12 protein-coding genes and 1 riboswitch are annotated in these 13,190 nt (G+C 63.9%); of the genes, 7 read left to right on the top strand and 5 right to left on the bottom strand.

Annotated features, from left to right (window positions below):
• Positions 1-78: 78 nt before the first annotated feature.
• Positions 79-663, top strand: coding sequence for an NUDIX domain-containing protein (locus U1E20_RS16360; RefSeq protein WP_409981696.1), 585 nt, complete (start codon positions 79-81; stop codon positions 661-663).
• Here the strand turns inward: U1E20_RS16360 and U1E20_RS16355 are convergent.
• Together U1E20_RS16355 and U1E20_RS16350 are read right to left on the bottom strand one after the other, a co-directional pair.
• Entirely contained in the window at positions 644-949 is a 306-nt protein-coding gene (locus tag U1E20_RS16355) for a TonB-dependent receptor plug domain-containing protein (RefSeq protein ID WP_409981692.1), read from the bottom strand. The two genes, U1E20_RS16360 and U1E20_RS16355, sit on opposite strands and share 20 nt — an antisense overlap.
• Before the next feature lie 78 nt (positions 950-1,027).
• On the bottom strand, positions 1,028-1,240 hold the full coding sequence (locus U1E20_RS16350) for a hypothetical protein (protein WP_409981691.1): 213 nt from the start codon (positions 1,238-1,240) through the stop codon (positions 1,028-1,030).
• A gap of 202 nt (positions 1,241-1,442) precedes the next feature.
• Between U1E20_RS16350 and U1E20_RS16345 the strand changes: the two genes are divergently transcribed.
• From U1E20_RS16345 to U1E20_RS16320, 6 genes are all read left to right on the top strand, one after another.
• Entirely contained in the window at positions 1,443-2,219 is a 777-nt protein-coding gene (locus U1E20_RS16345; RefSeq protein ID WP_409981690.1) for a DUF1499 domain-containing protein, read from the top strand.
• A 237-nt stretch (positions 2,220-2,456) separates the two neighbouring features.
• The gene (gene pdhA, locus U1E20_RS16340; RefSeq protein ID WP_409981689.1) at positions 2,457-3,461 is read left to right on the top strand and encodes a pyruvate dehydrogenase (acetyl-transferring) E1 component subunit alpha; all 1,005 of its coding nucleotides are present in this window, start codon (positions 2,457-2,459) and stop codon (positions 3,459-3,461) included.
• A 12-nt stretch (positions 3,462-3,473) separates the two neighbouring features.
• Positions 3,474-4,874: a pyruvate dehydrogenase complex E1 component subunit beta gene (locus tag U1E20_RS16335; protein ID WP_409981688.1), complete on the top strand. Its 1,401-nt coding sequence runs from the start codon at positions 3,474-3,476 to the stop codon at positions 4,872-4,874.
• A 2-nt stretch (positions 4,875-4,876) separates the two neighbouring features.
• Positions 4,877-5,815, top strand: a complete 939-nt coding sequence (locus U1E20_RS16330; protein ID WP_409981687.1) for a 2-oxo acid dehydrogenase subunit E2 — start codon at positions 4,877-4,879, stop codon at positions 5,813-5,815.
• Positions 5,815-6,048, top strand: a complete 234-nt coding sequence (locus U1E20_RS16325; RefSeq protein ID WP_409981695.1) for a GDCCVxC domain-containing (seleno)protein — start codon at positions 5,815-5,817, stop codon at positions 6,046-6,048. Before U1E20_RS16330 ends, U1E20_RS16325 begins: the two co-directional genes overlap by 1 nt.
• 53 nt (positions 6,049-6,101) lie before the next feature.
• Positions 6,102-7,178 (top strand): Mrp/NBP35 family ATP-binding protein, encoded by a 1,077-nt coding sequence (locus tag U1E20_RS16320; RefSeq protein ID WP_409981686.1) that lies wholly within the window; start codon positions 6,102-6,104, stop codon positions 7,176-7,178.
• 31 nt (positions 7,179-7,209) lie between these two features.
• On the opposite strand, the gene U1E20_RS16315 is transcribed toward U1E20_RS16320, so the two are convergent.
• From U1E20_RS16315 to U1E20_RS16305, 3 genes are all read right to left on the bottom strand, one after another.
• Positions 7,210-8,541 (bottom strand): OmpP1/FadL family transporter, encoded by a 1,332-nt coding sequence (locus U1E20_RS16315; protein ID WP_409981685.1) that lies wholly within the window; start codon positions 8,539-8,541, stop codon positions 7,210-7,212.
• Positions 8,542-8,865: 324 nt separating this feature from the next.
• Positions 8,866-10,251, bottom strand: a complete 1,386-nt coding sequence (locus tag U1E20_RS16310; protein ID WP_409981684.1) for an OmpP1/FadL family transporter — start codon at positions 10,249-10,251, stop codon at positions 8,866-8,868.
• A 208-nt stretch (positions 10,252-10,459) separates the two neighbouring features.
• Positions 10,460-12,976, bottom strand: a complete 2,517-nt coding sequence (locus U1E20_RS16305) for a cation-translocating P-type ATPase (protein ID WP_409981683.1) — start codon at positions 12,974-12,976, stop codon at positions 10,460-10,462.
• Positions 12,977-13,060: 84 nt separating this feature from the next.
• Positions 13,061-13,154: riboswitch (TPP riboswitch) on the top strand.
• Positions 13,155-13,190: the final 36 nt, after the last annotated feature.

Raw genomic sequence — 13,190 nt, 5'->3', positions numbered from 1 at the left:
GATCGACGTGGGAGCGCGGCAAAACTAAAAGGGGGCAAGAGCAGCGCTCTTGCCCCCTTGTTTTTGGACCCGCGCGCCATGAAACCCGCCGTCGTCAAACTCGAACAAACGCACAAGCGCTGGGCGACCATGTCGATCGCCACAGTCCGCACGCCGGATGGAAAAATCTTCCTGCGCGACGTAGAGGATCACGGCTGCGCCGCCGCGGTGTTGCCTTATGATCCCTCGCGCAGGACGGCGCTGCTCGTCGAGCAGCTGCGCGCGCCGCAGCTCGTGGCGGTCGGCGCGACGCAGTCGCTCGAAGCGATCGCCGGTCTCGTCGAGGGCGAGGATGATTTTGCGGCGACAGCCGAGCGCGAGGCGTTCGAAGAAGCGGGGTTGCGACTCGGCGCGCTCGAACATGTCGCCACCGCCTGGACAATGCCCGGCATATCGACCGAGCGCATGGCGCTTTACCTCGCCGAATACCGGCCAGAGGATCGCGTCAGTGACGGCGGCGGCGTCGCCGATGAAAGCGAAGAGGTATGCGTCGTCGAAATGGGCCTGACCGATCTCGCCGCGATGATGGCGGCGGACGCCATTGTCGACATGAAGACGCTGGTTCTGGTCCAGGCGCTGCGTATTCGCCGGCCCGATCTCTTCCTCAGCAACCAGACGTGCTGACGCCAGGAGCAAGTCGCAGCGAGTCGCACAGGCTGCGTGACTGGAAGTCGTCCATCATCTTGCGGGTGATGACGCTTGCCGAGCCTGGCACCTGCATGATCGGCGTCGGCGCTCCCGTCGGTCCGGTCACATAATTGGAGAAATAACCGTCGTCGGAATATCGCGGCGACGGCGCGCGATGGACCGTGGCGCGAAAGCCTCGAACGCGCGGGTCGGCGGGGGCGGACGCCGTCAGACCGGCGCTAGCGATTGCGGTGAGCAGGAATAGGGCGACAGCCTTGCGCATGGCTTAGTCCTCCTGGCGCGAACATATAGCCGCCTAGGAGCAAGCGCCAGGCCTGTCGCTACAACCTCTCGCCGCAGGTCAAGCGGCGAGTTCGTCGCCCAGAAGGATGGCAGGCAGGCGGCGGTCCTCGAGACGCTCGATCGTGGCGGTCGGCTGCCGCACGAAGTGCTCGACCTCAAGCGCCGCGGCGACGGCCGAAATGCCGATTTCGCGGTAAAGACGCGCGAGCAGGTCGTGAGGATGGCCGCCGGCCTGAGCTTCGTTAAACTCGACTGAATACTTGTCAAACATGGGCGTGCTCGACGCTGGGAGGGTGAACTCAAAGTGCGTTTTGTCCAGAATTGTCCCCACAGGTTAACGATCCGCTAAGGAACCGAGCCGCTAACGCGGCTCGCGCGATTTTTTTTGAAATTTTCGAGAGCCATTGCATTCCCTATAAATTTGCGAAAAATGCGGTGCCGCCGCGAAGGCGGTCACATGAGCCGTTGATCCGATGCGACGCCATCTTCCGCCCGAACCTTGGTCCAAAGTCGCGCTGTGGAGCCGGCGCTTCGCGATTTTCGCTGCGACTGTGGCGATTTTGGCGATCCTTTTGGGGCGACTTGGCGCCATCGACCCGCCTTCGGCTTTAGCGTCGCTTGGCGGCGCCATGGCTCTGGCGCTGATCGCGCTGCTTTTGTTTTGCGCCGCCTGCCGGGTGATCTGGCGAGAGGGACGGCGCGGCGCGGGCGCGGCGACCGCGGCGCTTTTCATCGCCGCGCTGACTCTCGGCTATCCCGCCTATCTCGCCTTCGAGGCGGTGCGCCTCCCGGTGCTGTCCGACATTTCGACGGATATCGCCAATCCGCCTCATTTCTCTTTCTCGAAATCCGCCGTCGAGGCGCGCAACGGCTTCCAGCCGCCGGGCCTGCCGGCGCGTATGCGCGAAGCCCAACGTTCGGCCTATCCGGACGTCGAACCGATCGTCGTCGACCTCGACACCGACGAGGCTTTCGCACTGGTTCTCAAAACCGCCAATGCGCGCGGCTGGACGCTGGTCGACAAACGGCCGCCCGGCGGGCGCAGCGGCGACGGCCATATCGATTTCATCGACAAAACTTTGGTGATGGGTTTTGACGACGACATCACGGTCCGCTTCAAGCCGCTGCCGGGCCAGACCCGCATCGATCTGCGGTCGGCGTCGCGCTATGGGCGCCATGACTTCGGCGCCAACGCCAAGAGAATCACCGCCTTCGCCGAGGAACTGCAGTCGCAGCTCGACGCGCGCTGACGCGCTCCCCAAATTGAACTGCAGAAGGGCGAACTCGAGTGAACGTTGGTTTTCCTCACCCTCATCCTGAGGAGCCGCCCGCAAGTCGGGTTTACCCGACTTGCGCATTTAATGCGCACGCTCCTCAGGATGAGGAAGCCCTCCACCCATCGCCCTGGATTTGAAGGGCGAGGCGCTCGTTTTTCGCGGCGTCTTCGATTATCCTGCACGGCGAAGCTTGGCGACGGGAGCGGTGAAATGGTCGAGGAAGCAGGCGGCGTCGCGACGGGCGCGCCAATCGTCCCGCCCTTTACCCGCGAGCAGGAGCTTACCGCCTTTCGCGACATGCTGCTGATTCGGCGCTTCGAGGAGAAGGCCGGACAGCTCTATGGCATGGGCGTCATCGGCGGATTCTGCCATCTCTATATCGGCCAGGAGGCGGTCGTCGTCGGCGTCAAGATGGCGGCGCAGGACGGCGACCAGTTCACGACGAGCTACCGCGACCACGGCCATATGCTCGCCTCGGGCATGGAGCCCAGGCGCGTGATGGCGGAACTCGCCGGCAAGCGCGGCGGCTATTCCAAGGGCAAGGGCGGCTCGATGCATATGTTCTCGCGCGCCGCCAATTTTTACGGCGGGCACGGGATTGTCGGCGCGCCGGCGCCGATCGGCACGGGCGTCGCCTTCGCCAACGCCTATAGAGGCGATAACCGCGTCTCCCTGACGTTTTTCGGCGAAGGCGCCTCCAACCAGGGCCAGGTCTATGAGGCCTTCAACATGGCGGCGCTGTGGAAACTGCCGGTCGTGTTCATCGTCGAGAACAACCGCTATGCGATGGGAACCGAAATCCACCGCGCCTCGGCGCAGACCGACTTCGCGAAACGCGGCGCGGCTTTTGCCATTCCCGGCAAGAAGATCGACGGCATGGACGTGCGGATCGTCAAGGCCGCGGCGGACGAGGCGATCGACTGGTGCCGCAAGGGCAATGGCCCCTATCTCATAGAGGCGCAGACCTATCGCTACCGCGGCCACTCGATGTCCGACCCGGCGAAATATCGCTCGAAGGAAGAAGTGCAGAAAATGCGCGAGGAGCATGATCCGATCGAACAGGTCCGCGCGCGGCTGCTCGCCGACGGGGTGAGCGAGGACGAACTCAAGAAGATCGACGCCAATGCGCGCAAGATCGTCGCCGAGGCCGCCGATTTCGCCATGGCCGACAAGGAGCCGGACCCGAGCGAATTATGGACCGACGTGCTGGCGTGAGAGATTGATTGAATGACCGTAAACGTCCTCATGCCCGCCCTCTCGCCGACCATGGAGCAGGGCAAGCTCGCCAAATGGCTGAAAAGCGAAGGCGACGAGGTGAAGGCCGGCGACGTCATCGCCGAAATCGAAACCGACAAGGCGACGATGGAGGTCGAGGCGGTCGACGAGGGCGTGCTGGCGCGCATTCTTGTTCCGGGCGGAACCGAGAATGTCGCGGTCAATACGCCGATCGCGGTGATCGCCGAAGAGGGCGAGGAGGTTTCCGACGCGGTCGCGCCCGCGCCTGCTGCGGCTCCCGTGCAGGGCGACGACGCAGCGTCCGCGAAGGCTGACGTCGAAGCCGTCGCGCCGCCGTCTCCCGCGCCGGCGCCGAGCGTCGCGCCGCCTTCGGCGAGCGTCGCGCCGGAGGTGCCGGAAGGCACGGCGATGGTCGCCATGACCATGCGCGAAGCCCTGCGCGACGCGATGGCCGAGGAAATGCGCCGCGACCCGAGCGTCTTCGTGATTGGCGAGGAGGTCGCCGAATATCAGGGCGCCTATAAGGTCACGCAGGGCCTGCTGCAGGAATTCGGCGCGAAGCGCGTCGTCGACACGCCGATCACCGAATATGGCTTCGCCGGCGTCGGCGTCGGCGCCGCCTTCGCCGGTCTGCGGCCGATCGTCGAATTCATGACCTTCAATTTTTCGATGCAGGCGATCGACCACATCGTCAATTCGGCGGCGAAGACGCTTTACATGTCGGGCGGACAGATCAACTGCCCGATCGTGTTTCGCGGACCGAACGGCGCCGCCGCGCGCGTCGCCGCCCAGCACAGCCAGGATTACACCGCCTGGTATTCGCAGGTGCCGGGATTGATCGTGATCGCGCCGTCGAACGCCAGCGACGCGAAAGGCCTCCTAAAGGCGGCGATCCGCAACGACAATCCGGTGGTGTTTCTCGAAAATGAGATTCTCTACGGCAAGACGTCGGACGTGCCGGCGCTGGAGGATTTCGTCCTGCCGATCGGCAAGGCCCGCATCGCGCGGTCCGGCAGGGATGTGACGATCGTCTCCTTCTCCATCGGCATGGTCTATGCGCTGCAGGCCGCCGACGAACTCGCCAAGGAGGGAATCGAAGCCGAAGTGATCGATCTGCGCACGCTGCGGCCGATGGATAGCGCCACGGTTATCGAATCGGTGAAGAAGACCGGCCGCTGCGTCGCCGTGGAAGAAGGCTGGCCGCAATGCGGCGTCTCGGCCGAAATCGCGATGCGCGTGCAGCAGGACGCCTTCGACTATCTCGACGCCCCGGTGCTGCGCGTCACCGGTAAGGACACGCCAATGCCCTACGCCGCCAATCTCGAAAAGCTCGCGCTGCCGAGCGCGGCGGAGGTGGTCGCGGCGGCGAAGTCTGTCCTATACAGGTTGTGATAATGGCGCTCGTCACACCTGACACCGGCGCGCCGCGCATTTTCGCTTCGCCTCTCGCGCGCCGGCTGGCGAAGGAGGGAGGCCTTGATCTTTCCGCGCTTTCCGGCTCGGGCCCGCACGGCCGGATCATCGAGCGTGACGTGCAGACGGCGCTCGCGCGTGGGGGCGCTGCGAAGCCGGCGACGCTCGCCGTCGCGCCCTCTAGCGACGTCACCCGCAAATTCTTCGAAGCCGGCTCCTACGAGGAAATCCCCCACGACAATGTGCGCAAGGCGATCGCGCGGCGGCTGACCGAGGCGATCCAGACCATTCCGCATTTCTATCTCAACATCGACTGCGAGATCGACGCGCTCTTACGCCTGCGCGAGGATTATAATTCCGCCGCGCCGCTCGGCCAGGACGGCAAGCCGGTCTGGAAGACCTCGGTCAATGATTACATCGTCAAGGCGCTCGCCCTCGCGCTTCAGCGCAAGCCCGAGGCGAATGTCACCTATACGCCGGACGCCTTGCTGCGGCACAAATCCTCGGATATCGGCGTCGCGGTGTCGATCCCTGGCGGCCTCGTCACGCCGATCATCCGTAACGCCGAGGCGAAGTCGGTGCGAGAAATTTCCGACGAGATCAAGGAGCTGGCGGGCCGCGCCCGCGCCCGCAAGCTGAAGCCGCATGAATATGAAGGCGGCGTGTCGGCGGTCTCCAATCTCGGCATGTATGGCGTGCAGAGTTTTACGGCGGTGATCAATCCGCCGCAGACGACGATCCTGGCGGTCGGGCAGGGCGAGCAGCGCGTGATCGTCAAGAACGGCGAGCCGACCGTCGCGACGATGATGAGCGTGACGCTCTCCTGCGATCACCGCGCCGTCGACGGCGCGCTCGGCGCCGAGCTTTTGGCCGAATTCAAACATGTGATCGAACATCCGGCGATGATGTTCGCGCCATGATGGGCGGCTTGCGGCTTCAATCGACCCTGACCTGTCCGCTCTGCGCGCGCGCCGAAACGCTCGACATGCCGCAAGACGCCTGCGTCGTCGTGCATATTTGCGCCGGCTGCGGCGGACGGCTGACGCCAAAACCAGGCGACTGCTGCGTCTTCTGCTCCTATGGCGACATTCCGTGTCCGCCCGTGCAGAGCGCGGGAGATTGTTGCGGCCGCCCGATGGACGAGAGGCGCTAATCGCGGCATATGCCTTGCCTAGAATTGGTCTAAACTAGGCAAGGAGCGGGCGCGTGGCGACGGAAGCTGACATTCTGAAGGCGCTGGACGGGCTCTACGGGCCGGGCGGCGCGCCGCTTTCTGGCGCCGTGAGCGGGATCAATCTGTCCGGCGCCAAGGCCTTCGTCTCGCTCTCCGGCGATCCGAGCCAGGCGCAGGCGTGGGAGGCGGCGCGCATCGCCGCCGAACGGGCGATCAAGGCGGCGCCGGGGATCGAGCAGGCGGTCGTCACCTTGACCGCCGAGCGCGCGCCGCGCGCTGAAGCGCCGCCGCCGCCACAGCGCAGGGGCATTCCGGCGCTCGACAAAATTCGCTTCATCCTCGCGGTCGCTTCGGGCAAGGGCGGCGTCGGCAAATCGACGACCTCGGCCAATCTGGCGCTCGGCCTTGCTGCGCAGGGCTGGCAAGTTGGCCTGCTCGACGCCGACGTCTACGGCCCCTCGATGCCGCGGCTCTTCGGGCTTACCGAGAAACCGACGGTCGAGGGCGGCAAGCTCACGCCGCTCGAAGCTTATGGCCTGAAAATCATGTCGATGGGTTTCCTGGTCGACGAGAATATTCCGATGGTCTGGCGCGGACCGATGGTGTCGCAGGCGATTTCGCAAATGCTCGGCGAAGTCGTCTGGGGAGAGCTTGACGCGCTGGTCATCGACATGCCGCCGGGGACGGGCGACGTTCAACTCACCATCGCCCAGCAGGTCCCGCTCGCCGGCGCGGTGATCGTCTCGACGCCGCAGGATCTGGCGCTGATCGACGCGCGCCGCGCGGTGGCGATGTTCCAGAAGGTCGAAGCGCCGATCCTCGGCGTCATCGAAAATATGAGCTATTTCCTATGCCCCCATTGCGGCGGACGCTCGGAAATCTTCGCCCATGGCGGCGCCCGCCATGACGCCGAACAGATGGGCGTGCCCTTTCTTGGCGAAGCGCCGCTCGACATGAAAATTCGCGAGACGTCCGACGCCGGCCGCCCGGTGGTCGCCGCCGAGCCCGACAGTCCGCAGGCCGCCGTCTATCTCAATCTCGCCGCGAAAGTGAAGACGCTGCTCGAAACGCAGCAGCGGCGCGCGGCGCCGACGATCGTCGTCGGGTGAGGCGGCGCGTCGTCCCTGCGCCTTTGCCGAATCAAAAATGCGTCGGCAGCCAGGATTCGTCGTCAGCGTCGAATTTGTAATTGTAGCCGACGGTAAAGGCGCCGCCATAGGCCCACACATTAATGTTGGCGGCGGTGTTGATCCTGCCAAAAGGAAGCGTTGCGGTCTGGGGGATCGCCTCATATCCGGACACCGAGTTCTTGAACGCCCAAAGGAAGGCGAAATCGAAGGACGAGTTCCTGGTGACCGCGTAATTGAAGCCGGCGCCGAGATGATGCTTGGCGAGGCTCGGCGCGAGCGCCGCGAAGTTGAGCGACCGCGAACGCAGCGGGACGGTTGAGTAATGATAGCCTGCGCGGAGCGCGAGACCGGGCGTCGCGCGCCACTCGACGCCGAACGAAGCCGAGTCCGTGTCCTGGTAATCGAGGCCCGTGCCGGCGCCAAGCGAGCGCAATCGCAAGGGACCGCCTCCGTTGCCGATCGCCGGAACGGCCGAATAGAAGATGTGCCGCCAGTCCGCCATCAGCGTAAGGTCTGGCGTGAGGTCGTAGGCGAATCCGGCCTGTAGCTGGGCGGGGATGTCGAATCTGCCCTGTTCGGCGAAAAGGCCTGAATATTTGGCGAGAGGCGACATCAACATCGGCGTCGAGCCCGAAAAGCCGAAGCGAAGCTTGTCGGTGATCCCCCACAGCACCCCCAGTCGAACGCCGCCGCCAAAGGACCAGTCGAACCCCATGTCCGACATTTCCCAAGGATTGGTCGAATAGGGCGCGAGCGCCTGCAATCCTTGAATATTCACCATCTGAGCGGCGATTGTCGGCGCGAGTCCGATGGTGATCGGACCAATCGCGGTGTGAAAGCGACGCGCATAATCGATGCTGAAAAAGGCTTGTCTAATGTCGACGCCCGCGAAACCGCCGCCGTACGGTCCGCCGAGCGGCGCGCGAAAATTTCTGACGTCATAGGCGCTGTTGATTCCGCCATTCGAATAACTGACGAAGCTCCACGCCGAGTCGGCGTCGATCGGACGGATGCTGCCCGTGTTGGGGATGGGCGTCCAAGAACGGCCGCTGCGCACTTCTCCCGGCGCCACAACTCTGGGAAGCCCCGTGGTGCTGTAGCCGCGATAAAATAGATTGGCCGTAACGCCGATCGCGTACTGCCGATCAAGGCCAACAATGGTCGCAGGATTGACCGCCGCGGCCATGCCATCCCGTCCATCGGCCACGCTAGCGCCGGCAAGCGCTTTTTGCCTCGGGCCGTAGCCCGTCACAAAAAAACCGTCGGCGGCGAATGTCCCAGTGGGGATGGCGGCGGCAAGCGCAACGAACGTTACGAGGCGGCTTAGGGAAGTAATATGCATTGCTGGAATCCGGCTTGGTCATTTGATCGATGCAAACGATTGACGAAAAATGCCGCCTCCACGCCAAGATCGGCTTGCATCGGCGTTAGCAGACAAAACTAACAGTTCGCTTCGCTAAATGCAGTCCGACGCAGCGGGTTCGAACGAAATTCATTTGAGTAGTCGCCTATTTGCAACAATCGTTTACATTGAGCGGCCGCAGCAATAGCCGCTGCGTCGATGACGCAGGCTCGGCGCAAGCGAAGCGCGCAAAAAAGACGCGCCTCCAATTTAGGAGGCGCGCCAGGCAGGCCGGTCGCCGCCGGCCGTCAGGGAGCGCTAGTTTTAGAAATGACTTGGAATCCAGGAAGCGTCTCCTGCATCCCACTTGTAGTTGTAGCCGACCGTGAACTGCGTGGCGCGCCCCCATGCGGTGATGATCGCGTTGGTATTATAATGCGGAAGCACATTTAACGGAATCGCGGGAAAGAACGCGCGGCCGACGAAGGGCGCGTTTTCGAAATAGCTGACCGAATTCTTGAAGTCGTAAACCGCCGCGAAGTCGATCGACGAATTCTTGGTCAACTGATAGCCGAAGCCGCCGGTGACCGAGTGAGCGCCGACAAGCGGCGCCAGCGCCGCAAGCGTGGCGGCGCGCTGTCGCATCAGCAAGGTTGAGTAGTGGTAGCCGGCGCGCAGGCTCAGTTCGGGCGTAGCGCGCCATTCGGCGCCGAAGGAGGCGGAGTCGGTGTCGCGCCAATCGAAGCCGCTGCCGCCAGTTGAGCCGAATGATCCGTACCAGATCGGAAAACTCGCATTGCCGGCGGTGGTCGCCGAATAGAAAATATGCCTCCAGTCGGCCATCAGCGTGAGGTTGGGCAGCAGATCATAGGCGGCGCCGGCGATCAGTGTCGCCGGAATGTCGAAACTGCCTTGGTCCGCGATCAGTCCTCTATATTTATCCAACTTCGACATGAACATGGGCGTCGCGCCGGCGAGACCAAAGCGCAACTCATTCGTCGCGCGCCATTCGACGCCGACGCGGAACCCGCCTCCGACCGACCAGTCGTAGGCCATGTCGGAAAAATTGTACATGTTGGAGGAGTAGGGAGAGAGGATTTTCAGTCCCTGCGCGTTGAACATCTGAATCGCCAGCGTGGGTGAGAAGCCCACGGTGATCGGACCAAATTTTCTGGCGTAGGTGGCGCTCATAAAGGACTGTTGAAGGTCGAGGCCCGCCCAGCCGCCGCCGAGGATTCCGCCGAAGGAAGGAGAAACGGTGATTATGCCTCCTGGGCCCGCTTTGACCGGAGGCCTAAAATGCCCGAAGTCGTAGGACGTGTTGAGACCGCCATTGCCATAAGTGGCGACGCCCCATGCGGACTCGGCGTCGATCGGCTGGACATAGCCGCTGTTTGGCACCGGAAACAGCGGCCGGCCGCTCCGCACATCGCCAGGCGCGAGGACTAGCGGCTGACCGATGGTCGAATACCCGCGCTCGAGCACGGTCGCAGCGAGCCCCACTTGAAACTCTCGCTCGAGTCCCACAATGCCCGCCGGGTTGATCGACATCGCCATCGGGTCTCTGGAGTCCGCGACGCCGGCGCCACCCAAGGCTCTCTGACGGGCGCCATATCCAGTCAGGAAATAGCCGTCGGCGCCGAACGCGAGCGAGGGAGAAGCGACTGCCGCTAGGGCGAAGAAGAAGCTTGATGAAATCCGTCTCTTCATCGGCTGCAAGTCCCTAGGCGAAGCGTCTTATGAATTCGCCGGTAGCGTGCGCTCGCCTCTTGGAACTGTTTTACAGATTGCAAGACGCGTCCAGCCCTGGGACGCTATTATTTCTTCGCATCTACAGATTTCTGCTGCCTGTCACGTCTTTGCAACACAAGCGTTTTTTGCCTTTTCAGGCGCTCTGACCGGTGCGCGCCGGCCAAGGTCAAGCAATCGCGTTTTCTCGCAATCTCGCGGGCGCCGGAAAGAGCAGCCGACGCCAAACTTCGAACCAGCTTCCGGCGATCACGGCCAGCATCAGGGCCAAAACGAGTTTTGGCCATGTCGGCGGCTCGAAGCGCAGCAGCTCAGAGATCAGAGGAACGTAGAGGCTTGCCGCCAGCACCGAGGCGGCCGCTCCGGCAATCAGCCAAAATGCAAGATTGTCGCGTGAAAATAGCGAGACGCCGCGCGGCAACGCATCCGAGAGCGCGAGCACGAGATTGCTCACCACAAGCGTCGCGAAGGCGAGACCGCGCGCCTGCGCTCCGGGCGCGCCGAAACCATTGTCGATGACATAGACCGACATGACGGCCAAGAACACCACGAACCCCTGCAGAAAACCGAGCCAAAGTTGGCGCGATCCAAACAGCGGTTCGTCGCGCCGGCGAGGCGGTTTAAACATCGCGTCCGGGTCATTGGGCTGCGATTCGAAAACCAGCGCGCAGGTCGGGTCGATGATCAGCTCCATCAGCACGACATGCGCCGGCAGCAGCAGCGGCGGCAGACCCATGAGTATTGGCGTGAGAGCGACGCCGGCGATCGGAATATGAATCGCCGTCACATAGGTAAGCGCGCGCCGCAGATTGGCGAAAATGCGCCGGCCGAGCGCCACGCCCGCGACGATCGACGCAAAGCTGTCGTCAAGCAGCACGATATGGGCGGCTTCGCGCGCTACATCCGATCCGCGCCGGCCCATGGCGATGCCGATATGCGCGGCGGCGAGCGCCGGCCCGTCATTGACGCCGTCGCCGGTCATGGCGACGATTTGTCCGTCGGCTTTGAAGGCCTCGACGAGCGCCAGCTTGCTGGTCGGCGTCACTCTGGCGAAGACGCGCAGGTTGCGGATTTTTTCGGCAAGAAGGTCGCTTGGCGTCGCGGCGATCTCCGCGCCGGTGAATGCGCCGGCGTCACAATCGAGCCCCGCCTGGCGCGCGATCGCGATCGCGGTCGCGGGATAGTCGCCGGTGACCATCGCCACGGCGATCCCCGCGCGTCGCGCCGCCGCGACGGCGGCGGGGACGTCTTCGCGCAGCGGATCCTCGAAGGCCAGCAGTCCGACGAAGTCGAATGACGCCGCCTCGGGCGGCGGCGCTTGCGGCAGCGGCGCCGTCGTCGCCACGGCGAGCACCCGCAGGCCGCGACGCGCAAATTCGCCGATCTGAACGACGAGGCGTGCGCGATCTTCGACGCAGAGTCGCGCAAGGTTAGCGATCGCCTCCGGCGCCCCTTTCGCGGCGTAGCTCTCCCCTGATTCATCGCGCCAGCATTGAATGAAAGCGAGAAGGTCGGGACGGATCGGAAAGCTTCGCAGCGCTTCGCCATCGGGCGCGCAGCCCGCTTCCGCCGCGAAGGCGTGAACGGCGCGGTCCATCGGATCGACGGGGTTCAAAGACGACGCGCGCAAGGCGGCGCGGATGAGCTTGCGCGTTTCTTCGCCGAGCGTTTCGACGGCTCGTTCGTCCCCAGGAATCGCAAAGGCCACGCGCATACGATTCTGGGTCAGCGTGCCGGTCTTGTCGACGCAAAGGATCGATGTCGAACCCAGCGTTTCGGTCACCGACGTGCGGCGCACGAGCACATTGCGGCGCGCCAGCCGATAAGCGCCGAGTGCGAGAAAGATCGCCAGCACCATCGGGAATTCTTCCGGCAATAGTCCGATGGCGAGCGTGATGCCGGCGATGGCGCCTTCGAACCAATCGCCATGCACGAGCCAATAAGCGACAAACACCAGCAGACAAAACAGCAGGGCGAAGGCGCCAAGCGTCGCGACCAGCCGGCCGGTTCTCTGCTGCAGAGGGCTGGGCTCGCTCTCGATCGCCGCAAGCGATGCGCCAAGACGCCCCATCGCGGTATGCGCGCCGGTGCGGACGACCTCGGCCAGTCCCGAGCCGCGCGCGATCATGGTTCCGGCGAACAGGAATGGCGTATGCTCGCCGCCGGGATCGGGAGTTTCAGTTTGGCGCCGTTCGTCCGCGAGCGTCTTCGTCACCGGCGCCGACTCGCCGGTGAGCAGCGACTCGTCGACGATGAGCGCATCGCCGCCGATCAGCAACGCGTCGGCGGGCGCGCGCTCGCCTTCGCCGACCAGAATAAGATCGCCCGGCACGAGATCGCGCGCCGGCATGCGACACTCGACTCCGTCGCGACGGCAGATCGCGGTCGGCTCCGCCAGCCGGTTGAGCGCTTCCAGCGCCCGCTCGGTCCGCAGCTCCTGCATCACGACAAGCGCAATCGACGCGCCGGCGCCGGCCACCATGAACAGGCCCTCGCCAAGATCGCCGACGAAGAGATAAAGAAGCGCGGCCGAGGCGAGCAGAAAGAACATCGGTTCTTTCAGGGTGCGCAGCGTGATCGCCAATATCCCCGGCGGCGGCGGCTTCGGCTGCTCATTGGGGCCGAATTCGGCAAGGCGCCGGGCCGCTTCCTCGGATGAAAGTCCCTGAGAATTTAAATCCGGCATGTGTTCAAGCTCGTCAGGACCATACGCATTTTACCGGCGTCTCCGCGCGAACTTGCGACACGCATACGAACGCGCTAATTTTTTCATAATGGCGAGGGGCGCCGCAAGCGCGGCTGAGAAGCACCCGTCGAACCTGATCCGGGTCATGCCGGCGTAGGGAAGGCCAGCGAAATAGCGTATGGCGCACCCGCGTCCGACGCATTGACAGGTCGCC

This window comes from Methylocystis sp. (assembly GCF_046349115.1).
GTDB lineage: Bacteria > Pseudomonadota > Alphaproteobacteria > Rhizobiales > Beijerinckiaceae > Methylocystis.
The sequence above is the reverse complement of the archived record's forward strand: the minus strand, read 5'-3'. Positions and strand labels throughout refer to the sequence as shown.

What these genes read in the sequence shown, in the direction of transcription:
- U1E20_RS16360 (WP_409981696.1), top strand. Translation starts at nt 79, where the DNA reads ATGAAACCCGCCGTCGTCAAACTCGAACAAACGCACAAGCGCTGGGCG.
- U1E20_RS16355 (WP_409981692.1), bottom strand. Translation starts at nt 949, where the DNA reads ATGCGCAAGGCTGTCGCCCTATTCCTGCTCACCGCAATCGCTAGCGCC.
- U1E20_RS16350 (WP_409981691.1), bottom strand. Translation starts at nt 1,240, where the DNA reads ATGTTTGACAAGTATTCAGTCGAGTTTAACGAAGCTCAGGCCGGCGGC.
- U1E20_RS16345 (WP_409981690.1), top strand. Translation starts at nt 1,443, where the DNA reads ATGCGACGCCATCTTCCGCCCGAACCTTGGTCCAAAGTCGCGCTGTGG.
- pdhA (WP_409981689.1), top strand. Translation starts at nt 2,457, where the DNA reads ATGGTCGAGGAAGCAGGCGGCGTCGCGACGGGCGCGCCAATCGTCCCG.
- U1E20_RS16335 (WP_409981688.1), top strand. Translation starts at nt 3,474, where the DNA reads ATGACCGTAAACGTCCTCATGCCCGCCCTCTCGCCGACCATGGAGCAG.
- U1E20_RS16330 (WP_409981687.1), top strand. Translation starts at nt 4,877, where the DNA reads ATGGCGCTCGTCACACCTGACACCGGCGCGCCGCGCATTTTCGCTTCG.
- U1E20_RS16325 (WP_409981695.1), top strand. Translation starts at nt 5,815, where the DNA reads ATGGGCGGCTTGCGGCTTCAATCGACCCTGACCTGTCCGCTCTGCGCG.
- U1E20_RS16315 (WP_409981685.1), bottom strand. Translation starts at nt 8,541, where the DNA reads ATGCATATTACTTCCCTAAGCCGCCTCGTAACGTTCGTTGCGCTTGCC.
- U1E20_RS16310 (WP_409981684.1), bottom strand. Translation starts at nt 10,251, where the DNA reads ATGAAGAGACGGATTTCATCAAGCTTCTTCTTCGCCCTAGCGGCAGTC.
- U1E20_RS16305 (WP_409981683.1), bottom strand. Translation starts at nt 12,976, where the DNA reads ATGCCGGATTTAAATTCTCAGGGACTTTCATCCGAGGAAGCGGCCCGG.